Origin of the sequence: Lysobacter sp. MMG2 (assembly GCF_016735495.2) — a bacterium.
In the GTDB taxonomy this organism is placed as follows: domain Bacteria; phylum Pseudomonadota; class Gammaproteobacteria; order Xanthomonadales; family Xanthomonadaceae; genus Lysobacter_J.
Window position 1 is genome coordinate 438,180 of the sequence record NZ_JAERQY020000003.1, and the last position, 23,333, is coordinate 461,512.

21 protein-coding genes, 1 tRNA gene and 2 pseudogenes are annotated in these 23,333 nt (G+C 70.0%); 9 read left to right on the plus strand and 15 right to left on the minus strand.

The window, feature by feature from the left end:
- Positions 1-64 precede the first annotated feature (64 nt).
- From bioH to bioB, 4 genes and pseudogenes are all read right to left on the minus strand, one after another.
- Positions 65-826 (minus strand): annotated as a pseudogene (bioH, locus tag JI752_RS13940) (pimeloyl-ACP methyl ester esterase BioH); the annotation flags it as partial.
- A 51-nt stretch (positions 827-877) separates the two neighbouring features.
- Positions 878-1,285: an ACT domain-containing protein gene (locus JI752_RS13945; protein WP_216965071.1), complete on the minus strand. Its 408-nt coding sequence runs from the start codon at positions 1,283-1,285 to the stop codon at positions 878-880.
- Positions 1,282-2,505 carry an 8-amino-7-oxononanoate synthase gene (gene bioF, locus JI752_RS13950; RefSeq protein WP_216965073.1) on the minus strand — a complete coding sequence of 408 codons (1,224 nt, stop codon included), beginning with the start codon at positions 2,503-2,505 and terminating at the stop codon, positions 1,282-1,284. The genes JI752_RS13945 and bioF overlap by 4 nt, the downstream gene beginning before the upstream one ends.
- A gap of 18 nt (positions 2,506-2,523) precedes the next feature.
- A complete protein-coding gene (bioB, locus tag JI752_RS13955; protein ID WP_216965075.1) occupies positions 2,524-3,558 on the minus strand; it encodes a biotin synthase BioB in 1,035 nt (344 codons plus the stop codon).
- Between the two features lie 130 nt (positions 3,559-3,688).
- Here bioB and JI752_RS13960 point away from each other — a divergent pair, with 130 nt between their 5' ends.
- A complete protein-coding gene (locus tag JI752_RS13960) occupies positions 3,689-4,348 on the plus strand; it encodes a ComF family protein (protein WP_216965405.1) in 660 nt (219 codons plus the stop codon).
- 190 nt (positions 4,349-4,538) lie between these two features.
- Here the strand turns inward: JI752_RS13960 and JI752_RS13965 are convergent, their stop codons facing one another.
- Entirely contained in the window at positions 4,539-5,033 is a 495-nt protein-coding gene (locus JI752_RS13965) for a Rid family hydrolase (protein WP_216965077.1), read from the minus strand.
- 212 nt (positions 5,034-5,245) lie between these two features.
- On the opposite strand from JI752_RS13965, the gene JI752_RS13970 reads away from it, so the two are divergent.
- Complete coding sequence (locus JI752_RS13970) at positions 5,246-5,797, plus strand: DUF308 domain-containing protein (RefSeq protein WP_216965079.1); 552 nt, start codon at positions 5,246-5,248, stop codon at positions 5,795-5,797.
- 3 nt (positions 5,798-5,800) lie between these two features.
- Here JI752_RS13970 and ubiA read toward each other — a convergent pair whose 3' ends face one another.
- Positions 5,801-6,709, minus strand: a complete 909-nt coding sequence (gene ubiA / locus JI752_RS13975) for a 4-hydroxybenzoate octaprenyltransferase (RefSeq protein WP_216965081.1) — start codon at positions 6,707-6,709, stop codon at positions 5,801-5,803.
- A 160-nt stretch (positions 6,710-6,869) separates the two neighbouring features.
- Between ubiA and JI752_RS13980 the strand changes: the two genes are divergently transcribed.
- The 6 genes and pseudogenes from JI752_RS13980 (at position 6,870) to JI752_RS14005 (ending at position 12,161) form a co-directional block, all read left to right on the plus strand.
- Positions 6,870-6,946: transfer RNA gene (locus tag JI752_RS13980), tRNA-Arg, on the plus strand.
- A 112-nt stretch (positions 6,947-7,058) separates the two neighbouring features.
- On the plus strand, positions 7,059-7,574 hold the full coding sequence (locus JI752_RS13985) for a c-type cytochrome (protein WP_216965083.1): 516 nt from the start codon (positions 7,059-7,061) through the stop codon (positions 7,572-7,574).
- A gap of 171 nt (positions 7,575-7,745) precedes the next feature.
- Entirely contained in the window at positions 7,746-9,437 is a 1,692-nt protein-coding gene (locus tag JI752_RS13990) for an ExeM/NucH family extracellular endonuclease (RefSeq protein ID WP_216965085.1), read from the plus strand.
- A gap of 54 nt (positions 9,438-9,491) precedes the next feature.
- Positions 9,492-10,151: pseudogene (locus JI752_RS13995) on the plus strand (alpha/beta fold hydrolase); the annotation flags it as partial.
- Between the two features lie 119 nt (positions 10,152-10,270).
- On the plus strand, positions 10,271-11,476 hold the full coding sequence (gene zapE / locus JI752_RS14000) for a cell division protein ZapE (RefSeq protein ID WP_216965089.1): 1,206 nt from the start codon (positions 10,271-10,273) through the stop codon (positions 11,474-11,476).
- Positions 11,477-11,534: 58 nt separating this feature from the next.
- The gene (locus JI752_RS14005; RefSeq protein ID WP_216965091.1) at positions 11,535-12,161 is read left to right on the plus strand and encodes a DUF2569 domain-containing protein; all 627 of its coding nucleotides are present in this window, start codon (positions 11,535-11,537) and stop codon (positions 12,159-12,161) included.
- 6 nt (positions 12,162-12,167) lie between these two features.
- On the opposite strand, the gene JI752_RS14010 is transcribed toward JI752_RS14005, so the two are convergent.
- The 3 genes from JI752_RS14010 to tssI all read right to left on the minus strand — a co-directional run bounded on the left by JI752_RS14010 (position 12,168) and on the right by tssI (position 16,637).
- The gene (locus JI752_RS14010) at positions 12,168-13,517 is read right to left on the minus strand and encodes an amino acid permease (protein ID WP_216965093.1); all 1,350 of its coding nucleotides are present in this window, start codon (positions 13,515-13,517) and stop codon (positions 12,168-12,170) included.
- Between the two features lie 320 nt (positions 13,518-13,837).
- Positions 13,838-14,146 carry a hypothetical protein gene (locus JI752_RS14015; protein ID WP_216965095.1) on the minus strand — a complete coding sequence of 103 codons (309 nt, stop codon included), beginning with the start codon at positions 14,144-14,146 and terminating at the stop codon, positions 13,838-13,840.
- Positions 14,124-16,637 carry a type VI secretion system tip protein TssI/VgrG gene (gene tssI / locus JI752_RS14020; protein WP_216965097.1) on the minus strand — a complete coding sequence of 838 codons (2,514 nt, stop codon included), beginning with the start codon at positions 16,635-16,637 and terminating at the stop codon, positions 14,124-14,126. The genes JI752_RS14015 and tssI overlap by 23 nt, the downstream gene beginning before the upstream one ends.
- Before the next feature lie 186 nt (positions 16,638-16,823).
- Between tssI and JI752_RS14025 the strand changes: the two genes are divergently transcribed.
- Positions 16,824-17,420 (plus strand): hypothetical protein, encoded by a 597-nt coding sequence (locus JI752_RS14025; protein WP_216965099.1) that lies wholly within the window; start codon positions 16,824-16,826, stop codon positions 17,418-17,420.
- Here the strand turns inward: JI752_RS14025 and JI752_RS14030 are convergent.
- The 6 genes from JI752_RS14030 to JI752_RS14055 form a co-directional block, all read right to left on the minus strand.
- The gene (locus tag JI752_RS14030) at positions 17,387-18,895 is read right to left on the minus strand and encodes a glycosyltransferase family 39 protein (protein ID WP_216965101.1); all 1,509 of its coding nucleotides are present in this window, start codon (positions 18,893-18,895) and stop codon (positions 17,387-17,389) included. The genes JI752_RS14025 and JI752_RS14030 overlap by 34 nt on opposite strands.
- Positions 18,896-18,943: 48 nt before the next feature.
- Positions 18,944-19,369, minus strand: a complete 426-nt coding sequence (locus JI752_RS14035; protein ID WP_216965103.1) for a ketosteroid isomerase-related protein — start codon at positions 19,367-19,369, stop codon at positions 18,944-18,946.
- 163 nt (positions 19,370-19,532) lie between these two features.
- A complete protein-coding gene (locus tag JI752_RS14040) occupies positions 19,533-20,279 on the minus strand; it encodes an MHYT domain-containing protein (protein WP_216965105.1) in 747 nt (248 codons plus the stop codon).
- Positions 20,280-20,310: 31 nt separating this feature from the next.
- Positions 20,311-21,066, minus strand: coding sequence for a V4R domain-containing protein (locus JI752_RS19545; protein WP_216965107.1), 756 nt, complete (start codon positions 21,064-21,066; stop codon positions 20,311-20,313).
- A 187-nt stretch (positions 21,067-21,253) separates the two neighbouring features.
- Positions 21,254-22,231: a pyridoxal-phosphate dependent enzyme gene (locus JI752_RS14050; RefSeq protein ID WP_216965109.1), complete on the minus strand. Its 978-nt coding sequence runs from the start codon at positions 22,229-22,231 to the stop codon at positions 21,254-21,256.
- 16 nt (positions 22,232-22,247) lie between these two features.
- Positions 22,248-23,171, minus strand: a complete 924-nt coding sequence (locus JI752_RS14055; protein ID WP_216965110.1) for a DMT family transporter — start codon at positions 23,169-23,171, stop codon at positions 22,248-22,250.
- Positions 23,172-23,333: the final 162 nt, after the last annotated feature.

Genomic DNA, 23,333 nt, shown 5'->3' on the forward strand with positions numbered 1-23,333 from the left:
TCGCAGCGGAAGCGTGGTCGGCGAAGCCGCCCTCACCCCGGCCCTCTCCCGCGTGCGGGAGCGGGGGAAGGGCCTGCATGAAGGTGTCGATCTCGCGCGCCACTTCGTCGGCCGCGCCGAGGAACGGCGCGTGGCCTGCACTGGCGATCACGACGCTGCGTGCACCCGGCGCCATCGATGCGGCGGCGGGCATGGCGCCGGAGGGAATCAGGCGGTCGCGGCGGCCGGAGATCCACAGGCTCGGCACGCGCAGCTGTGGCAGTTCGTCGCGCAGGTCCAGGCGGTCGAGCAGGAGCAGGCCTTCCTGGAGCGCGCGCGGCGCGGGCTCGCCGCGCTCGAAGGCCTGCGCCTTCAGGCTGCGCAGTTCTTCCTGCGCGTAGCTGGAGCCCAGGGCCTCCAGTGCGAGGAAGCCTTCCAGCGTGCCGCGGAAATCACGCTCGAGCGCTCGGCCGAAATCGCGGAACAGGTTGGGCGTCACGCCGTGCGGCCAGTTGTCCTGCGTCACGAAGCGCGGCGAGGAGGCGATCATCACCAGCCCGCGCACTTCTTCGGGGAAATCCAGCGCGGCGCGCAGCGCGAACTGCCCGCCCAGCGACCAGCCGAGCCAGACCGCGTCGGGCACGCGCGCGACCAGCTGCGCGGCGAGCGCTTCGGGCACCAGCGGCGTGGTGTCGTCGCGTGCGCGGCCGTGGCCGGGCAGGTCGATCAGGTGGAGCGTGTAGCGGTCCTGGAGGCGTTCGACCAGCGGCGCGAACAGGCCGCCGTGCATGGCCCAGCCGTGGAGGAGTGCCAGCGCGGGACCCTGCCCGCGCGTTTCGATGTACATGGGGTGCAGCCGATGGGGGATGGGGGAAGCGGTGTTTCCGCGGGCGGTCTCTCAGGCGCCGCCGCCGTCCCGGGCAAGGCCGGCCAGCACCGCCAGTGCGTCGTCGCGGCGATCGGCCGCGACCAGCAGGTGATCGTGGTGGAAGCCGGCGAGCACATTGCAGGGAATGCCGTGCCGCGCCAGCGCGGTGGCGAAGGCGGCGGTCAGACCGACCGCATCCAGCGCCGAATGCACGCCCAGGGTGAGCCAGGCGGCGCGGAAATCGTACGGCAGCCCGCGCGTGTCGGCGACCTCGCAGGGCAGCACGTAGGTGATGCCTTCGTCCTCGCGCACCATGCCGTGCGCGAGCGCGGCCAGTGCGGGGTCGGGTGCCGGGCGCGCGACGAAGGCGTATTCGCCCTCACGCGCCGTCGCGGTCAGCGAGGCGAGCAGGCGCGCGAGGTCGCGCTCCCCGCTCATCGCCCCAGCGCGACCTGGCGCGGGGCCGGGTCGGTCAGCCCCAGGCGGATGCGATCGCGCGCCTTCGCCAGCGTCTCGACCAGGCCGTCGACATCGGCCACGCCGTGCAGCGCCGAAAGCGTGACGCGCAGGCGCGCGCGGCCTTCGGGCACGGTCGGCGGGCGGATCGCGGCGACCCAGTAGCCGGCCTGTTCGAGCGAGGCGGCCAGCGTGAGCGCGGTGGCATCGTCGCCGCAGATCACCGGCTGGATCGGCGTCTGCGAATCCATCAGCTCCAGGCCGGCGCGCTGGGCGCGTTCGCGGAACCGGCCGACGAGTTCGTCCAGCTTGCCGCGGCGCCAGTGTTCCGAGCGCGCCAGCTTCACCGCCGCCAGCGAGGCGGCGGCCTGCGCCGGCGGCAGCGCGGTGGTGTAGATGTAGCTGCGCGCGGTTTCGGTGAGATGGCCGATGAGGTCGGCATCGCCGGCCACGACCGCGCCGTAACCGCCCAGCGCCTTGCCCAGCGTCGCCAGTTGCAGCGGCACGTCGGCCACGCCGAGCTTGTTGGCCGCCACGCTGCCGCGACCGTCCGGACCGACCACGCCGATGCCGTGCGCGTCGTCCACGTACAGCAGCGCCTTCTGCACGCGCGCCACCAGGGCCAGTTCGCGCAGCGGGGCGATGTCGCCGTCCATGCTGAACACGCCGTCGGTGGCCAGCATCGCCAGGCCCTCGGGCATGCTGCGCAACTGGCGGATGGCGCCTTCGGCATCGCCATGCGGATAGCGGCGCAGGCGGCAGCCGGCCAGGCGCGCGGCGTCGATCAGGCTGGCGTGGTTGAGGCGGTCCTGGACGCAGACGTCGTCGTCGCCCAGCAAGGCCTGCACCACGGCCAGGTTCGCCAGGTAGCCGCTGCCGAACAGCAGCGCGCGCGGCGTGCCGAGCCATTCGGCGATCTCGCGCTCCAGCGCGTCGTGGATCTGATGATGGCCGCAGACCAGGTGCGAGCCGACGCCGCCCGCGCCTTCGCGCGAGGCGGCGTCCTGCAACGCGCCGACCACGGCGAAATGCTGCGACAGGCCGAGGTAATCGTTGCCGCAGAAATTCAGCAGGGAACGGCCATCGACCAGGCAACGCGCGCCGTCGCGCAGCGATACGGTGCGGCGAACGCGCACGCGCGAGGCGGCCTCGCGTTCGCTTCGCGCGGTCTGGATGCGCTCACGCCAGCCCGGCCGGCTCATGAGCGCACCGACGAGGCATCACGCGGCGCAGCTGTGCGCCGCTTCGACGATGTCGGCATGGACAGTCTCCCCCTGTTCAACGACGGGCATCGGACGCAAGCCCAGTCGGGCAAACAATGCCATATCGCGTTCGGTGTCGGGATTACCGGTCGTCAGCAATTTCTCGCCGTAGAAGATGGAATTTGCGCCGGCGAGGAAGCACAGCGCCTGCAATTCGTCGCTCATCGACTCGCGGCCCGCGGACAGGCGCACCATCGAACGCGGCATCAAGACGCGTGCAACTGCGACGGTTCGCACAAATTCGAAGGGGTCCAGCAGCTCCGTGCCCGCCAACGGCGTGCCTTCCACCTGCACGAGGCGGTTGATCGGCACCGAATCCGGGTGCGCCGGCAGGTTCGCCAGCGTCTGCAGCAGGCCGGCGCGCTGGTCACGGTGTTCGCCCATGCCGACGATGCCGCCGCAGCAGGTCTTCATGCCTGCGTCGCGCACGTGCGAGAGCGTGTCCAGGCGGTCCTGCATCTCGCGCGTGTGGATGACCTGGTTGTAGAACTCCGGCGCGGTGTCGAGGTTGTGGTTGTAGTAGTCCAACCCCGCGTCCTTGAGCGCGCGCGCCTGGTCAGACGACAGCATGCCCAGCGTGGCGCAGGTCTCCAGGCCCAGCGCCTTCACTTCCGAGATCATGGCGGCGACCTTCGGGATGTCGCGGTCCTTCGGCGAACGCCAGGCCGCGCCCATGCAGAAGCGGCTGGCGCCGGCGGCCTTGGCCTGGCGGGCCTTCTCCAGCACCGCCTCGGTGCTCATCAGCTTCGTCGCTTCCACGCCGGTGTGGTAACGCGCGGCCTGCGGACAGTAGCCGCAGTCCTCCGGGCAACCGCCGGTCTTGATCGACAACAGGGTGCTGACCTGGACCTGCGCCGGGTCGAAGTTCGCCCGGTGGACGCTGGCGGCCAGGTGCAACAGCTCCGGGAACGGCAGGTCGAACAGCGCGCGGACCTCGGCGCGGGACCAGTCGTGGCGCGGCTCGACGGCGGGGGTCTGGCTGACAGCGGTCATGGGGGAATTCCGACGGTTTCGGCGTGACAGGTCGGGCAGTCTGGAAACCATGCCGAACCCTGTCAACCAAACGACTGCGCATGGAGTTTACGGACGCTGGCGTCGTGCGACCGAACGCCTTGCGAACCGACTGCTGCCGCCGTCCTGCCTGATTTGCCGCGAACGTGCCACCAACGGCATTCAACTGTGCGAACCGTGCGCACAATCGTTGCCCGAGAACGCCGCGTCCTGCGGCCGTTGCGGCCTGCCGTTACCCGTCGAACACACGCTGTGCGGCGATTGCCTGCGACGCCCACCGCCACAGGCCGCGACGCGGGCGGTCTTCCTCTACCGCCCGCCGCTGGACCGCCTGCTGCCACGGGCGAAGTTCCACGCCGACCTCGCCAGCCTGCGCCTGCTGGCCGCGCTGATGGCGTCGCGCGTGGGCACGGCGGACCGCCCGCAGGCGCTGGTGCCGGTGCCGCTGCACCGGGGACGCCTGCGTCGACGCGGCTTCGACCAGGCACTCGAGCTGGCCCGGCCGCTGTCCCGGCACCTCAGCCTGCCGCTGCGCGACGACCTGCTGCGACGCGGTCGCGCGACGTCGGCGCAGACACGGCTGGACGCAGCTGCCCGTCGCCGCAACGTGCGCGGGGCGTTCGAGGTGCGGCACGGGGTCGCGCTGCCGGCGCATGTCGCGCTGGTGGATGACGTCATGACCACCGGCGCGACGGTGCGCGCCGCAGCGACCGCGTTGCTGCGCGCAGGCGTGGCGCGGGTGGATGTGTGGGTGTGCGCGCGGGTGCCGTGAGCGCGCTTTTCCCTTCTCCCCTTGTGGGAGAAGGTGCCCCCGAAGGGGGCGGAAGAGGGGGCGCGCGCAGCGCGTGCTCTTCAGCCGCCCCACCCCTCTCCCTGGCGGCCTTCGGCGGCCTGTCCTTCTCAGCCCTGTACTCCCTTCGGTCGCCGCAAGGGGGAGAGGGTCTGCTGTTGTGGTCTTGCGTCTACGGCTTCACCGGAATATCCGCCTTCGCCCGCGCGCCCGAGCCGATGATCGCCTCGGCCCGGATCTCCATCGGCGCGCCCTTGGAGAACAGCGCCGTCGTGCCAACGGCGGTCCAGGCCGGGTAGTGGTCCTTGAAGAACTCGCGATGCACCTTCAGCACCGGCTCCACGCGCGTGCGGAATTCGTCGTGGTCGCGCGCGACGTGGAAGCTCTGCAGCTCCACCACGTCGGCCATCGTCGTGCCGGCCTTTTCCAGGTGCGCTTGTAGCTGCTGGAAGGCCCAGCGGATCTTCGCTTCGTCGGTCTCGCCCTCGCTGGCGGGAATGCCCGAGACGATGACCCGGTCGCCCACGCGCAACACCGGCGTGTAGTGCAGGCCGTGGTACGAGCCCTCCCAGCCGGCAGGGGCGAGGTGTTCGCGCGTCGGCGCGGTCTGCGCCAGGACGGGGGCGGCGAGGCAGAGCAGGGACAGCGACAGGCACAGGCGACGCATAGCGGACTCCGGCGCGGGCGAAGTGCCGATTCCAGCACAGCGCACCCGCCGCCGCGCGGGTCGAACGGGCCGCTGGGCGCATTTGCGCGCGGAATGTCGGCAAACGCACAACGACCGCGCACACGCAGCGTTCACGCCGCGGCGACCGGGCGGGCTTCACGCTCCCTTCGCGCCGGCGCGAGCCGGTCCTTCATCCCGTCACGGAGGTCGTCATGAGCGCAGGACTGTTCGCAAGCCTGGGACGCAGCTGGTGGGTGCTGGTGCTGTACGGCGTGGTCGCGGTGGTGTTCGGGATCGGCGCCTTCCTGTGGCCGGGCAAGACAGCGGTGGCGATCGCCTGGGCGTTCGGCGTGATGGCGATCGCCGAGGGTGTGCTCAGCCTGATCGCACTGTTCAGTCGCGACATTGCCGTCTCGAAGGGCTGGCTTGCGCTGTACGCGCTGCTGTCGCTGATCTTCGGCGTGCTCGCCGTGAGCAATCCGGTGGCGACGGCGGGCCTGTTGCTGCTGTTCCTGGCCGCGTGGCTGGTGGTGGCGGGGATCTACCGCATCGTGCTGGCGATCCGCATCCGCAAGGAAGTCACCGGCGAATGGATGATCGCGCTGAGCGGGCTGCTGGCCATCGCGCTGGGTGCGCTGTTCGTGGCGCGGCCTGCCGCCGGGCTGGTGACGGTGGCGCTGTGGATCGGCGTGGCGGCGCTGTTCTACGGGGTGCTGCAGATCATCGCGGGCTTCCGCCTGCGCCGGCTGGCGAAGGCGCTCTGAGCGTTACGGCGCCGGCGCGCGCGTCGCGAAATCGACCGCGATGCCGGCGAAGACCGCCAGCCCCACCCAGTGGTTGTGCAGGAACGCGCGGAAGCACGCCGTGCGTTCGCGCGTGCGCGCGATGACGAATTCGTAGGCCACCAGCGCCACGGCCGCCGCGAACCCGATCCAGTAATAAGTGCCCATGCCGGCGCGCTGCCCGACCAGGACCAGCGCGATGAAGAACAGCGCGTAGAGCACGCCCTGCGCGATCAGGTCCATGTCGCCGAACAGGATCGCCGTGGACTTGCTGCCCATGCGCAGGTCGTCCTCGCGGTCGACCATCGCGTACCAGGTGTCGTAGGCCGTGGACCACACGATGTTGGCCACGTACAGCAGCCACGCCACCGCCGGCACTTCGCCCTGCACCGCGGCGAAGCCCATCGGGATGCCCCAGCCGAAGGCCAGCCCCAGGTAGACCTGCGGCAGGTGCGTGTAGCGCTTGAGATAGGGGTAACTCGCGGCCAGCAGCACGCCGATGAAGCTCATCAGGATCGTCAGCCGGTTCATCGTCAGCACCAGCGCGAACGCCGCCAGCATCAGCACGGCGAACAGCACCAGCGCCTCGCGGCCGCGCACCGCGCCGGTCGCCAGCGGCCGGCCCTTGGTGCGCTCCACATGCGGATCCAGCCAGCGGTCGGCGTAGTCGTTGATGACGCAGCCGGCCGAACGCGTCAGCCACACGCCGGCGCTGAAGACGAACAACGTCCACAGCGGCGGCACGCCGCCGGCCGCCAGCCACAGCCCCCACCAGGTGGGCCACAGCAGCAGCAGCCAGCCGATCGGACGGTCGCCGCGCACCAGCTGCCAGTACAGCGCCAGTCGCGTCTTCCACGGCGGGACCATCGGGGTTTCGAAGCGTTCGTAACTCATTTCACGCAGGACATTTGCAGGAGCGGGGGCGATCGGCGCCGGCACCGCGGGGGAACTGAGAAGCCGTGGCAGCACGCCAGCGCGCTTTGTCGCTAGAATGCCAGCCCCGTGTGATGCGGCGTGATCATCCGATCAGGCCAATCGCCGGGATCTCAGCCAGGCGCCCGTAGCTCAGCCGGATAGAGTAGTGGCTTCCGAAGCCATTGGTCGGGGGTTCGAATCCCTCCGGGCGCGCCATTCCCCCATCTTCGGGTGCGGGAGCGGGCTTTATACTGGCGCGCGGCCGCCCACCGGCGGCCGTTTGTCGATGGCTTCGCGTGCCCAGGCGGGCGCGCCATAGGGTGGGTTTGTGCGCAATTACGACCTCGAATTCCTGAAGAAATTCTCGATGGTGATCGGCTTCCTGATGCTGGTCACGCTGGGCCTGATCGTCGCGGCGATCGTCGTCCACGGCCAGATCCCGCAAGAGGTCAACCCGGACGCCGTCAAGCGCACCGAGCAGCGCATCGCCCCGGTCGGCGCGGTCTACGCCGGCACCACCGGCGCCGCCGCCCAGCAGGCCGCTTCCGCCGCCGCTGCGGCCAAGGCCGCCTCGCAGGTCGCCTACGGCGGCACGACCGACGGCTCGGTGATCTTCAACAACCTGTGCACCGGCTGCCACACCTCCGGCGCCGGCGGCGCCCCGACGCTGGACAAGGCCCACTGGGCCGAGCGTCTGCCCAAGGGCGTGGATACCCTGCACAAGCACGCGATCGAAGGCTTCACCGGCACGGCCGGCGTGATGCCGCCGAAGGGCGGCAACCCGGCACTGACCGACGAGCAGGTCATCGCCACGGTCGACTGGATGCTGGCGAACCTCAAGTAAGCCGGTCCTTCGGGTCTGTTTCGATCAACGCCGCCTTCGGGCGGCGTTGTCGTTTCTGATCTTCGATGCGCTGAGCGCTTCGGCCCCTCCCCCTGCAATAGACAGGAGAGGGAGCAGCACCCGTCACGATCCGCTCGCGATAATGCGCGCCTTTCCTCCGGCGAGCCCGCCATGCCCCTTACCGCCTTCCCGCTGCGACCGGTCCTGCTGCTGGCGCCCTGCCTCCTGGTCGCCTGCTCGACGACGCCCGTGGCGCGCGACGTCCTGCCCATCGGCGCCGTGCAGGGTCACGAGGCACGCAGCGCGCTCGTGGGCCAGACCGTCACCGTCGACGGCGTCGTGAACGCACTCGGCGACGGCGGCTGGTACCTGCAGGACGGCGGCGACGGCGACGACGCCACGTCCGACGGCCTCTTCGTCCGGGACAACAGCACGGCCGTGACGCCGGGCGACGTCGTCCGTGTACGCGGCACCGTCGCCGAACTCGATGCCGGACGCGGCACGCGCACCGCGCTGGTGGATGCGCGCGTGCACCGCACCGGCCACTCACTCCTGCCTCCCGTCGCCATCGACACCGCCCCGGCGGACTGGGAGCGCCTGGAAGGCATGCACGTGGCGTTCCGCGCGCCCGCACCGTTGGCCGACAGCGGCGACCTGGCGAAGAACGGTCGCGTCCTGATCAGCATCGGCGAGCGCCCGTGGCAGCCGACCGAACGCCACGCGCCGGGCAGCGACGCCTACCGCGCCCTCGTCGCGGACAACGCGCGCCGGAGCCTGTGGCTGCGAACGGCCGACATCCAGTGGCCGCAAGGCCTGGCGCAGGCGCGCACCGGCAGCGTCATCGAAGGCCTCACCGGCGTGATCGACCAGGACGAGAAGGGCTACGTGCTGCGCCCCACCGACACGCCGGCGCTGCAACCGGCCGCGCGTCCGCAGGCGCCGGCCGTTCCCGGCACGCTGCGCATCGCCGCGCTCAATCTGGAAAACCTGTTCAACGGCGACGGCCGCGGTGGCGGATTTCCGACCCAGCGCGGCGCGCGTTCGGCGCAGGAGCTGCAGGCGCAGCTGGCCAAGCACGTGGCGGTGATCGACGGCCTGAACGCCGATGTCGTCGCGCTGATGGAACTGGAGAACGACGGCTACGGCGCGGACTCGAGCATCGCCGCGCTGGTCGCCGCGCTCGATGCCGGCGGCGACACCTGGCGCTTCGTCGACGCCGGTGCGGGCCCGGGCGACAACCCGATCCGCGTCGGCCTGATCTACCACGCCGACCGCGTGCGCCCCATCGGCAAGCCGAAGGTGCTGGAAGGCCGCCCGTTCGGTCCGGAAAGCCGCGTGCCGCTGGCCCAGGCGTTCGTCCCGCTGAAGGCCGGCAAGCCGCGCGGCCCGGCGTTCGTCGTCGTCGCCAACCATTTCAAGTCCAAGGGTTGCAGCAACGCCAATGGCGAGGACCGCGACCAGCGCGACGGCGCCGGTTGCTACGACGCAACGCGCACCGAGTCCGCGCGTCGCCTCGCCGCGTGGCTGGCCACCGACCCGACCGGCCACGGCGCGAACACCCTCATCGTCGGCGACCTCAACGCCTACGCCCAGGAGCGCCCCGTCCGCACGCTGCGCGAGGCGGGCTGGCGCGACGCCTTCGACGTGGCCGGCGTCGAGCGCCCGTACTCCTACGTCTACGACGGCCAGCTCGGCCGACTCGATCACGCGCTGCTGAGCCCGGCGTTTGCGCAACGCCTGCGCGGCGCGGCGGAATGGCACGTCAACGCTGACGAGCCGGACGCCTCGGGCTACCGCGCCGGCGGCGTCGGGCCGTGGCGCAGTTCCGACCACGACCCGCTCGTGCTCGGCTTCGACCTCTAGCCGCGAACGCGCGCGGCAACGGGCTCTGAATCCCCCACCCCGTATCATGGCCGCATGAACCAGCCCGCCTTCCCGACCGACGCCACCACCACGCTGATGCTCCACGGCCCGGCCGGCGCGCTGGAGACCATCGTCGAAGCCGCCGAAGCGCCCGTGCGCGACGCGGTGGCGATCGTCTGCCATCCGCTGCCCACCGACGGCGGCACCATGCACAACAAGGTCGTGACCATGGCCGCGCGCGCGCTGCGCGAGTCGGGCATCGCGACGGTGCGCTTCAACTTCCGTGGCACCGGCGCGTCGGAAGGCAGCTTCGACCAGGGCCGCGGCGAAGCCGACGACCTGCGCGCCGTCGCCGCCTGGGTGCGCGAGCAGCGCCCCGGTGCGCGGTTGTGGCTGGCCGGCTTCAGCTTCGGCTCGTACATCACGCTCAAGTGCGCCAACGAACTGCACCCGGCGATGGTGATCTCCATCGCCCCGCCCGCGGCCGGGCGCAGCTGGGACTTCAGCACCATCGTGCCGCCGCAGTGCCCGTGGCTGGTGATCCAGGGCGAGAACGACGAGATCGTCGATCCGCACGCGGTGTATGCGTGGATCGATTCGCTCAAGCTCGCCCAGCCACCGGAGCTGGTGAAGATGCCCGAGACCAGCCACTTCTTCCATCGCCGCCTGATGGACCTGCGCGGCGCGATCAAGAACGGCATCAAGCCTTACCTGTCGCCCCCGATGGACGTCGCGGCCGAAGGCCGCTCCGAAGTCCCTCTCCCGCCTGGCGGGAGAGGGGGGGACCGTTCGCAGGGCGAACGGTGGGGTGAGGGCGAAGACACCGGTAACGCATGAACGCCCGCATCGAAACGGACGCCGCACGCGCGTCCGCGCCTTCGGCCGTCTACGCCGCCGGCGTCGCACGCGGCGACTGGAACGAAGACCCCGCGCAACGCCCCGCGCTGCGCGAACTCGACCGCATCCACGCCGCGTTGCTCGCGCCGCCCAAGCGCGGGCTGTTCGACGCGCTGCTGGGAAGGAAGCCCGAACCTCCGCGCGGCCTGTATCTGTGGGGCGGCGTCGGTCGCGGCAAGACGTTCCTGATCGATCTGTTCTTCGATGCGCTGCCCATGACGGATGTTGCGGCTGCAAGCCGCACCGACGCCCCTCTCACGCCCGGAGAGGGCGACCGTTCGCAGGGCGAACGGTGGGGTGAGGGAGCGGGTAAAAAGCGCCGCACCCACTTCCATCGCTTCATGCGCGAAGTGCACGCCCAGCTGCGCACGCACGCCGGCCAGAGCGATCCGCTGGCGTCCATCGCGCGCGAATGGGGCCGCGACCTGCGCGTGCTGGTGCTCGACGAATTCTTCGTCAACGACATCGGCGACGCGATGCTGCTCGGTCGCCTGCTTGAACGCCTGTTCGCCGAAGGCGTGACGCTGGTGACCACCTCCAACACCGAGCCCAAGAACCTCTACAAGGACGGCCTGCAGCGCGCCAGCTTCCTGCCGGCGATCGCGCAGATCGAGCAGCACTGCAAGGTGCTGTACCTGGACAGCGCGCAGGACTACCGCCTGCGCGCGCTGACGCGCTCGCCGGTGTACCGCGCGCCGCTGGACGCAACGTCCGACGAATGGCTGCGCGAACGCTGGAAGGAGCTCACGGCGACCTGCCCGCACGAGGACGGTCCGCTGGTGATCGACGGCCGCGAAATCCCCGTGCGCGCGCTGGCCGAAGGCCACGCCTGGTTCGACTTCGCCGCGCTGTGCGAAGGCCCGCGCGCCGCCAGCGACTACATCGAGATCGCCACCGAGTGCCACACCGTGCTGGTCGGCGGCATCCCGCTGTTCGACGGTCGCAACGACGACCCGGCGCGTCGCTTCGTGCACCTGATCGACGAACTGTACGACCGCCACGTCAACCTGGTCTGCACCGCCGCCGCCGCGCCGTCGTCGCTGTACGTCGGCAACAAGCTGGCGCATGCGTTCGAGCGCACGGCCTCGCGCCTGATCGAGATGCAGTCGGCGCAGTACCTGGCGCGGGAGCACCGCGGCTGACGCCACGCCCCGATCGCGCTATCGTCGATGGGCGATCGTGATCCTTAAGGGGAAGGGCATGTCGGACAATCCGTACCAGGCGCCGCAGTCTTCGCGCGGCGGCCTCACGCTGGGCGAGCAACCGCTGGTGTTCGCGCAGACGCCGCAGCAACGCAACGCCGGGCCGACCGGGCTGGGCGGCTGGCTGATCGTCATCGCCATCAAGCTGGTGATGTCGGTGATCGTGAACTTCATGGTGCTGCGCACGCAGCACATCCCGGCCTTCAGCAACGGCGTGTGGGAGCAGATCACCACGCCGGGCAGCGGGCTCTACGATCCGCTGCTGGGGCCGGTGTTCCTGTACGAGGCGATCGGCAACGGCGTGTTCCTCGCCGCCAGCCTGGCGCTGCTGGCGATGTACTTCATGAAGACGCCGTCGTTCCCGCGCTGGATGATCGTGCTGCTGGTGGGCAACGTGGCGTTCCTGGGGCTGGACGTGTACCTGACGATGCAGATCCCGCACCTGCGCGACGGCGCGATGGGCGGCGTGCGACAGGTCATCGGCGCCTGCGTGGCCGTGCTGATCTGGGTGCCGTACCTGCTCGTGTCCAAGCGCGTGCGCAACACCTTCGGCCGGACGCCGCCGCCGGTGCCGCGACGCGAGCCGCACTGGGAAACGCGCGCCGACGAGCCCGCGACGCCCTGATCCGGCCTACACCACCGAACGCCGCGCGCTGCGACCACGCAGCGCGGCGAGCACCGCGTAGATCACCACCAGCGCCGTCAGCGACAGCGCGATCGCCAGCCATTCCTGCGCGCTGAGCGTGGCGAGGATGGCGGCCATCGTCAGCACGGCGATGGCGGGAATCAGCCCGCCCGCCGGCAGCACCAGCGGTTCGCCCACGCCGCGCAGGCCGATGCGCTGCACGCGCCAGGCCGACACCGCGACCGCCGCGAACACCAGGCAGATCGCGCCGCCGGAGATCAACGCCATCGTCTCGAAACTGCCCGCCACCGCCAGCGCCGTGGCGATGCCCGCGTGCGCGAGCAGCCCGAGCACCGGCACGCGATGGCGCGCATCGACCACGCCGAACATGCGCGGAAGGAAGCCGTCGCGCCCCAGTGCGAACAGCAGACGCGAGGACGAGAAGAGGTTGCCCATCAAAAATCCGAGCATCGACACGCAGGCCGTCGCCAGCAGCAGCGCTCGCGCGGGCGCCCAGATCGCCCCGCCCGCATCGGCCACCGGTGCCGCGCTGCCGGCCAGGTCCGCACCGAGCGCGCCCTGGCACACCGCCTGGATGCCGATGTAGAGCAGCACCACGATGACGATCGCGCCCAGCGTCGCGCGCGGCACATGGCGAGCCGGGTCGCGTACTTCGCCGGTGGGCACCAGCGCGGTCTCCATGCCCGCATAGGCGAACACCACCAGCACCAGCGACGACCCCAGCGCCGCCCAGGACGGCACGTCGTCGATGCGCAGGCTGATCTGCGACCCGTCGAGGAAGAACATCCCCACCGCGGCGAGCACGAACAGCGGCGTCAGCTTAAGCGTGGCGAGCGCGACGATCATCCGCGCGCCCAGCTTCACCCCGAACGCGTTGAGCGCGAACAGCAGGCCGTAGACCGCGGCGATCAACAGCGCGCGTGGCGCGGCCGGCGCGAGTGCGGGAAACGCGTGCGCCAGTTGTCCCGCCAATGCCGCCGCGACGCCCGCGCTGGAGGTGACGTTGCAGATCCACATCAACGCCCCGGTGAGGAAGCCGGCGAACGGCCCGAAGCCCGCGCCGACATAGGTGTACGGCCCGCCCGTCGCCGCGGCGCGCGAGCCCACCGCGGCGAAGCAGAGCGCGATCGGCACGATGGCCACCGCGCCCACCACGAAGGCCAGCGGCGCCGCCGGCCCCATTCGCGCGAGCATCAGCGCCGGCAGCATGAAGATGCCGGCGCCGACGATGATGTTGATGATGGACGCGCCGAGCTGGAACGGCCCCAGCGCACGCACGAGCGCGGCGTCGCCGCGCAGGGGGACTCGGGAGGGCGAACCGGCGTCCTCGGTCATGCGGCGTCCGCGGGGCGAAGATGGGCCGAGCGTGGCATACCGGTGCGCGGTCGTCACCTACGTTCTTGCGGGGTCTGCGGCCGGCGACGCATGTTTGCGCTAACACCGATGCCGATGCACCGAAGCGCCCGATGAGGCCTCGCCAGCCAGGCGAGGGCCGGGTCCAGGCCGTCATTCCTTCCGCCGTGTCACGTCATTCCAGCGAAAGCTGGAACCCATTTTTATCTGCCTCCGGCACGCGTCGCGCCTGCTTTCGCCCTACGCATGGAGCGCAATCGCTTGCGTCCATCCAACCTCGTGCGAGCCCTTCGAACGCCTACTTAGATCGCCTGCAACAAGCGCCAGACCACGGCGCGGCCGTCCAGCGGCGGTAACGTTTCGCCCTCGGCGAATGTGCGCTCGACCCGTCGTTCGTCTTCGCAACGCCAGCGCCCGGCGGTCGGGCAGGGTGTGTCGGTGGGCGTGGAGAAGGGCACCGGTTCCTGCCACACCCAGGTCACGGCCTCGCCTTCGTGCGCTGGCAACGGCTGGAGCGCTTGCACGCGACAACGCACCTCGTGGTCGTCGCGCATCCACCACAACCCGGCGCGCGCTGCGGGCTGCCCGCTATCGCCGCCGATGACGGCCACGGGCGACTGGTCGGGCTCCCACGTCCACACGGTGCGGCCTTGCGACGGTTCCGAGTCGAGCGCCGGCAGCGTGTCCCCGGGCAGGAAGTAACGGCGCTCGTCGTGCAGCACCGGAGTGGACCACCAGCCACTGCGCGGGCAGGTTCCGCCGGCGGCGACAGGCGCGGGCGTCGCTTCGCCTTGCAATGCCAGGCGCGCCGCTTCGGGTGAACGCTGCGGCTGGCTGCGTGCGTAGTCGGCCAGATCTTTGGGATAGACGATCTCGTTGCGGTAGCTGGTGTCGTCGATGTTGTAGAGGTATGAGAGCGCGGCGGCTTCCGTCCTCGAACAGCAGCCGATACGGCGCGCGGGCGATGGGTTGGAGATCGTCGTAGTGGTAGTTGAGCTCGATGGGATCGCCGAGCAGGGCTTCGCGTGGCGTTCCCAGCATCTGCAGCGCGTTGCCCTCGCCGTGGCTTTGGAACGCCACGGGGCCCTTGAGCACGTGCTGCAACCCTTCCAGCGTCACGCCATCGCGATTGATGGTGATGGTGCCGCCCGGACCGCGCAGGACGAACGTTTGCGATGCGGACAGCTCGAGAACCTGCGTGCGGTGCGTGATGCGCTCGCCGGCTTCGATGTCGATTCGTCCGGACACCTTGTGTTCGTAATGCCCGCCCGTCTCGGCCCTGCGATCGGTGGCGGTCTTCTCGGTGCGGACATTGCCGACGTCTTCGATCAGGTCCTTCGCCACGGTGAGCTGGCGACTTCTTCCAATGCCGATCACGTGGTCGCGACCCAGCGTTTCGCGCCGGTCCTGGCCGATGCTCAGGGTCTCGTCGTTGCCGACGGTCTCCTTGCGATCGTGGCCGATGGCGATCGTTTCGTCGTTGCCGACGTCTTCGCTGCGGTCGTGACCGATCTTCGTTGTCTCGTCATGTTCGACGACGATGTTCTGGTCCTTCTGCGCGTGGACGAAGATCTCTTCCTGCCCGGCTTCATCCTCGAAACGCAGCTCGTTGTAGCCCTCGCCCTTGTGGGTTTGCGTCTTGAACGTGGTGCGCGTCTTGTGGCGCGGGAGCTCGTAGGGCGGGCGGTTGGCGGCGTGGTACGCGCGGCCGGTGACGATGGGCTGGTCGGGGTCGCCTTCGAGGAATTCGACGATGACCTCGTGGCCGACGCGGGGCAGCGCCATGAAGCCATACAGGGTGCCGGCCCACCCCTGCGACACCCGGATCCAGCAGGTGGCGTTCGCGCGCGGTCCCTGGCGGTCCCAGGGGAACCAGACCTGCACGCGGCCGTGTTCGTCGCAGTGGATTTCCTCTTTGTCCGGACCGACGACGTGGGCGATCTGCGGGCCGTCCACCACGGGACGCGGTGCGGGCTCCGGCTTCCAGTCGTAGTGGGCGGGGGCGACAGTGGCCTGGTAGGAATAGCGGTTGCCGTGTTCGGCGCCGGCCGCGTCGGCTTCCTGGCTAACCGCTTGTTCACCGAAGTGGTGCATCGAGACCACGCGCCAGCGGTCGTTGAACTTCGCGTTCGGATGGCCGGTCAGGGCGAAGGCCAGGCCTGGCCACAGCCGGGCATCGTCGCCCTCGATGCGGGCATGCTCGGCGGCGTTTCTCAGCCCTGAAAGCTTGGCGCGCGTGAACGGCTTTCCGGCCTCGTCGCGCTTGTAGCGGGCGGCGTAGTCGTAATGCTCGTAATCACCGACGGCGCTTTCCGCCGTCCAAGCCTTCGCTTCGTGCTGGAGGTCGTAGCGCGGATTGTGGAACGTGTACTCGCGCTGGGTGATGCGCGTGGGCGCGAGCTGGCGGCGATGAGCGAAGTGCCAAAGATGCGGGCCGGGTGCGTCACCCGCCGGGGCCGGCTGATAGAGGACGGGGCCGTCGAGGATCGGCGCGCTGTCGATGCGATCGCTCAGCACGACCGTCGCCCGGCCGTCGCAGGCCTGGTTCCAATGAACGATGCCTTCCTCGGTGGCGAGGCGGTGGAAGAATACGGAGTCGGCTTCGCGGTACTGCACGCAGTACTGACGCAGCTCGTGAACCCCTGAGAAGGCCGTGCGCGTATCGAGCAACCGATGCTCCTTGAGCAGCGTCGCAAGTACCTCGGGTGCGCTGACCTGCTGGAATATGCGACTGCCGTAACGAAGCCCAAGCCGCGCCAGCGGCGACTCGACGACCGCCCGGTAACGTGTGGCGTGGAAGCCCGACTCGTCCTGCTCGAATGCGGTGACCAGGCCGACCACGGAGCGCTCCACGACGCCATCGCGCGCGATGGCGAAGGTCGCCTCGCGATCCAGCAGCATCGTCGCGTCGACGGAGCCGTTGAAGCTGGACAGCTCCACCTCAAGGCGGAAGGGTTGCGAAACCCCTTCGGAAAGTGCGAACCGGACGACGTCGAACGCGACATCACCGGCTTCAAACGAGAACGAAACTTCCGAATTCCGAGCCATGACAGACCATCCAATGGTTTGAAGCCCGTCAAGTTCGGTCGTGCCTGCGAGCACCGTCCATACGACTATTTCGTGAGGGGTGGGGACGGGGCGCGGTGCCGGCATTGGGGCGGAGTCCGGAAGGAGTGCGCTCGAGACCGGGGCCTGGACGTCGCCACGGCGCCGTGCACGCCGCCGTCGCGACGTTCAGCCAGGCCCCTCTACGATCCTTCCGTCGATGACCACCAAAGCGAACCGTCCATGGCACGTGCCCGACGCCACATTCTTGTGCCCCTCCTCATCGGCCTGGTGACGGCGCCTGTCGCCGCGCAGGACCTCAGCGACTGGGGCTTCGATCCCGGCGCGCTGCTCGCCGACGGTCGCGAGCTGCTGTTGCGCGCGCCGGATGCGAGCGTGGACGGGCTGTTCCAGGCGGTGCATGCCAGTGCGAACTCGCCGCAGGATTCGCGCACGCTGTGCGCGCTGTTCGATCCGAACGCGGAGCGCAGCCTGGAGGGCTACAACCGCATCGCCTCACAGCTGAGCGAACAAAGCCGCCTGCGTTTCGCCGATGCGGCGACCGACTTCTTCATCACCGCCGCGCAGAGCCCGCGCCAACCCTACGACGCCGGCACCGCGATGCAGTCGCTCAAGGCCGCGGGCGTGCGCGCGGCGCTGCTCAACGACGGCTTCCTCGCCGGACTCAATGGCGGGGATCACGATGCACGCTGCCGTTCGGTCGGCTGGCTGATGGACGCGATGCAATCGCGACCCGTGGCCGAACGCGCATCCGTGATGCGGCTGCTGCTGAGCCAGGGCTTGGATTACCTCGCGCCGGGCGCGTCCTCACCGCGCTGACGCCGCGGTTCGACGCGGAACATCACACGCCGCTCGAACGGCTCGCCCAGCGGGATCGCACGATAGCCGTAGGCTTGGATGCGCTCGCGCACCGTCTTCCAGTCGGCCTGCTTGCAGATCCAGACGACGCCGGCTTCGTGCTCGGCGAGCTCCACGGCCAGCGGCTCGTCGTAAGGCGGGTTGAAGCGCGGCTGCTGGAGTGCATCCAGGGAGATCTTCTCGATCTCGGCCCCTAACGCCAGGTGCAGCCCGTAGCGCGCCATGTCCTCGACGAAGACAACCTCGTGGATCGGCCCCGGCGCGCGCGCGGTGATCGCTTCGGCCCAGGCGTCGGCGTTCTTGTGCGTCGGCCACCACGCGGCGGCGAGCTTCATCGCCAGCAACAGCACGGCCCATGCGAGCAGGCGCGGCCATGGCGGCAGGTGGCGGTCCTCGCGCGTCCATTGCAGCGCGACGATCACCGCCATCGGCACGAACAGCGGCAGCACGTACAACGGCATGCGCGAGCGCGCGAAGCAGAACACCAGCAGCGGCAACAGCAGCCACAGCACGAGCAGCAGCCAGTGCGCATCGCGCTGACGCCGTTGCGGATCCTTCCACCATGGACGCACCAACGCTGGAAGTCCGCGCGCCCAGCGCCACAGCGTCGGTGTCCACGGCAGCGTGCCGAGGATCAACGTGGGCACGTAGATCTCGATCCAGCCGTACCACTCGGCGTGGCGGCCGAACTCGCCGGTGGTCATGCGGTTGACCAGTTCGTCGCCGACGAAGTATTCGAACAGCCCCGGATTGCCGTGAAACACCGCCACGTACCACGGCAACGCAAGCAACGCGAACAGCAGCATCCCGAACCACTGCAGCACGCGATGCGCGCGCCGTCCCGGCAGGAGGAAATCGAACAGCAGCACCACCGGCAAGGGGAACAATCCCGCCGGTCCTTTGGTGATGAAGGCCAGCGCCAGCGCCGCCCACATCAACGCGATCCAGCGACGCGGATGGGGCGAAGGGGCGAAGCGTGCTTCGACGAACGCCCACATCGCCAGCGTGGTCCATGCGGCGAGCAGGTAATCGGTGGTGATGAGCTGCGATGCGCCGAAGGGAAACAGCATCGTCGCGTACACGACCGGCGCGGCCGCCCGCGTGCCCGGCGCCAACCGCGCCGCGATGCGCCAGCACAGCCACACGCACATCAGGTACGACAGCGCGGCGGGCAGTCGCGCGGCCCATTCAACCGGGCCGAACACCGCCACGCTGGCGGCGATCGCCCAGTAGGTCAGCGGCGGCTTGGTCCAGTGGCCGACTTCGTCGTTGCGGCGCGGACTGAGCCAGTCGCCGCTGTCGAGCATGTTCAGCGCGACGTTGGTGTAGCGACCCTCGTCCGGTTCCCACAGACCGCGCGAGCCCAGGAAGGCGAGCGCCAGCACCGTCGCCAACGCGGCGGTCCACAGGGCCGGAGATCGCAGCCATCCTTGCATCCGGCTTCTGTAGCGAAGCCGGGGTAAAAGAAACGTCGGAGCGCGCCGTCAGCCGACCTGCGCGATCCAGTCCTCGAGGTTGTAGTAGTTGCTCACGCGGTGGATGCGTCCCTCGCGCACTTCGAAGAACGCGCCGCCCGGCAAGACGTACTTCTGGCCGTGCGCGGGCGGAAGGCCGCTGTCGTCGGCCAGGTATTCGCCGTGCACGATGTACTCCGCCGCGGCGCGGGCGCCATCGGGCGAGACCATCACCACGATGTCGTGCAGTTGCTCGCGGTAGCTGCGGTGCATGCGCTGCAGGAACGAGGAGAACGCCTCGCGGCCGATCTCGCGCGGGCCCTGGTTCAGGTCGTGCACCACCTCGTCGCCGAGCAGCGCGAGCATGCCGTCCCAGTCACCGCGGTTGAATGCGGCGTAGTAGGCCAGGATCAGCTCGGTGGCGCGGTCGTTGGTGCGGGTGCCGTCGATCTTCATCGCATGTCCTTGCCGATTCGCCGCGCCGTGGGGCGCAGCAGCGGATCGACATGATAGCCGGCGCCCACGCGGCCACGACCGTGATGGGCGCCATAAATGCGCACAGCCCGCACCTGGCATGGCGGGGGCCGGGCGCGTTCACCGGTCTTCACACCGGCTTGACTCAGATCCGCACGGCGTCGCGCTGGCGCTGGCGGACGAGGCTGATCGAGAGCACCGTCGCCAGCAGCAGCGTGGTCACCGCGAACAGGCCCGTGCCCAGGTGCGCCCCGCTCAGTCCCGTCGCGACGATGGCGTCTTCGCGCGGCACGAAGCTCGCCGCGCGCATGCCGGTGTAGTGCATGCCGCACACCGCCACGCCCATCGCCAGCGCGCTGCCCAGCCGCTGCACCCAGCCGCGCAGGTTGAACGCCAGCCACAGTGCGACGATCGAGGCGACGACCGCAATCACGCCGGATGTCGCGACCAGCGTCATGTCGTAGCGGATCGTCGCCGGCATCAGCATCGCCTTCATGCCGGTGTAGTGCATGCCGGTGATGCCCAGGCCCATGAACATGCCGGCCGCGAACACCTTGCCCCAGCCGAAGCGGCCCACGCCGGCGATGGCCAGCCCGAGCATGCACGCGGCCATCGCGATCAGCGCCGAGGCCACGGTGATGCGCAGGTCGTAAGACACCGCCAGATCCATGCGGCAGGCGAGCATCGCGATGAAGTGCATGGACCAGATGGCCCCGCCGCCCATCACCGCACCGGAAGACACGATGGCGCTGCAGCGCTGCGCGGCCGAGCGCGCCGTCGGAATCGCGACGGCAAGCTGCAATGCGGTGAACGAGCCCAGCACGGACACCACGAACGACAGGATCACCAGCAATGGATCATGGACGCATTGGACGACGTGATCGTGCGGCACGGCGCAACCCTCCCTAGTTGGTTCGGCAAGCTCAGTCGTGGAATTCGAAGCTGCAGATCTCCGCGCCGGTGTTGCGACAATGGGTTTCCACCACGCGCAGGCCGTCCGCGCCGTGCGGGCCGCCGAGCAGTCCGCCGAGCATGCCGCGCAGGAAATGGCAGCACGCACCGTGGCCGCCGCGATGGCAGAAGGGGCTGTTGCGCACGCGCAATGCGTCCTCATGCATTTCCGCCTGCACGATCTGGCGCAACGCAGGCAGCGCGATGTGGCGCACCGCGTCGCCCAGCGCCAGCTGGCCGCCGAGGGCGAAATCGCGCTTGTAGACCCACGTGCCGACGCGCTGGCCGATGTAACGCAGCGCCGGTTCGCGCTGGTCGGCCGCCAGTTCGCGCTCCAGCGCGAGCAGCGGCACGAAGATGTTCGGATAGTCGTGCGCCAGTTGCGGCAGCAACGCTTCGATGCGGCGCGAATCGGCCAGGCTGGGCACGGCATTGGCGCGCGCCTGTGCCTGCGTGTCGGCCGCGTCCGGCGGAACCGCCACGCGTTCGGGCTCGCCCTCGGGGCGCGTTGCCTCGAAGCTGCGCACCTGCGGGTGCGTGCCCAGGGTTTCCTCCAGTGCCGGCAGGTGCGCCTGCGGGCCGCGCACGAGCATCGTCAGCACGACACCGTCCGTGCCGCCGGCCATGCGCTGGCGCAGCAAGGTGAAGCCACTGGCAATGACCGCCTGGCCGAGCGCCAACAGCAGTCCTTCGCGCCGGTCGGAAACGACGCGAAACTCCACATCCACCATCAGCCACCTCCCCCATGGCCTGAGTGTCGTTCTGGTTGTCCGCCGTGCTGGCGCGCACCGCGACGACCCCGGGTCCCCACCCGGTGCCGCCTTGCGGCGGCGCGGTCGTCATGGCTTCACGCCAGAATCGGCAAAGCGATTCTGTTCAATCCGTCACAATAGAGCAAATACCGGGACGCGATGTTCAGGCGCGCGCGAACAGCGCCGGCAACGCGTCCGGATCGACGTTTCCGCCCGAGAGCACCACGCCGACGCGCTGCCCCGCAAACCGGGCCGGCGAGCCCAGCACGGCCGCCAGCGCGACCGCCGAGGACGGCTCGACGATCTGCTTGGTGCGCTGCCAGAACAGGCGCATCGCGGCCACGGTGTCGGTGTCCTCCACCGTGAGCACCTGCGCGCCATGGGCGTGCAGCATGGCGAAGTTGATCGCGCCCAGCGTCCCGCGCAGGCCGTCGCAGACGGTGTCGGGGGTGAAGTCGGTGACCCGCTCGCCGCGTTGCATCGAGGCGAACGTTTCGGCCGCGCCGGCAGGCTCGGCCAGGTACAGGCGCGTGCCCGGCGAGCGCGCGGCCACGCTCAGCGCGGTGCCCGCGGCCAGACCGCCGCCGCCGACCGGAACGACCAGCGCGTCGAAGGGTTCGGGCGCGCACAGCAATTCCAGCGCGGCCGTGCCCTGGCCGGCGATCACGCGCGGGTCGGTGTAGGGGTGGACGAGTTCGGCGCCCAGTTGCGCTTGCAGCTCCGCGCAGCGGGCCTCGCGCGCGGCGATGGTCGGCGCGCAGCGGTGCAGGGTGGCGCCGTAGGCTTCGATCGCCGCCAGCTTGGCCGCGACCGCGCCTTCGGGCACGACCACATGGCAGGCCACGCCGCGCGTGCGCGCCGCCAGCGCGAGGGCGGCGCCGTGGTTGCCGGAGGAATGCGTGACCACGCCGCGCGCGGCAGTGGCCTCGTCCAGCGACCAGATCGCATTGCACGCGCCGCGGAACTTGAAGGCGCCCGCGCGCTGGAGGTGCTCGGCCTTGAAGTGCAACTCGCAGCCGGCCAGCGCGTCGAGCGTGCGCGAGCGCAGCACCGGCGTGACGTGCGCATGCGGCGCGATGCGGGCGGCGGCGGCCAGGACGTCGTCGAACGTGGGCAGGACGGAGGCGGCGGTGTCGTTCATGAGGCGATGTTAGGACTTATCGACGGGCGTTGAGCAGGCTCACGGCGGCCGACCCGGCGACCACCAGCGCGGCGCCGATCCAGCCCAGCGTCGTGATGCGCTCCGGCGCCAGCCACTGCGGCCACAGCGCGTGCACCGCCCAGGCGGCCGCGATGCACAACAGGGGCGTGGTGGCGAGGATCGCCGACACGCGCGAGGCCTCCCAGTGCGCCAGCGCCTCGGCGAAGGCGCCGTACGCGCCGATCGTGTTGAAGGCGCAGTAGGCCAGCAGCGCCCAGTGCAGGGCATCGAGCTTGAGCAGCGCGGCCGGATGCGCGAACGGCAACAGCGCGATGCTCGCGAAGACATAGATGAAGAACAGGATCTGCATCGAGCCCAGGCGCACGAGCAGTTGCTTCTGCAGCAGCGCGTAGACGGCCCACACGATCGCGCCGACGATCACCAGCGCAGATCCCAGTACATAGCCCGGCGCCTTCGCGCTGGCGGCGAGCTGGTCGGCGAAGAACAGGCCCATGCCCGCCACCAGCAACCCCAAGCCGAGCCACTGCGCTGCGCGGAAACGCTCGCCGAACACCCAGATGCCGCCCATCGCCATCAGCAGCGGCGCCAGCTGGATCAGCAGCTGTGCGTTGGCCGGCGTCGTGTGCTGCACGCCGAGCAGGTAGAAGACGTAGTTGCCCACCAGCATCAGCGCGGCGACGCCGAGCATCGACCAGCCCCGGCCGTCGAGCGCGCGATAACCGCCCAGTCGCCCGCGCCATGCCAGCCAGCCGCCGGTCACCAGCGCGGCGACGAGGAAGCGGAACCAGGTCAGGGTGATCGGATCCAGCGACTGCAGCACCAGCTTCAGCGCGACCGGCAGCGTCGCCCAGCAGGCGGCGGTGATCAGGGTGAGCACGAGTCCCAGTCGCCAATGACCGGAGGCGCGATGCAGGTTCATGGGCGCGACCGTCGCGTAGGGCGTGCCATGCTGGCATCGCGCGAAGCATGCGGCAATGCGCGGATGCGGCGTCTTGCGCTCCCGTGCCCGACCCGCCTTGGCGGGTGTGAAACGCCCGAACAATTAAGGCCGAGTTCAAAGCCGCGGCCCGAAGCTGGCGCC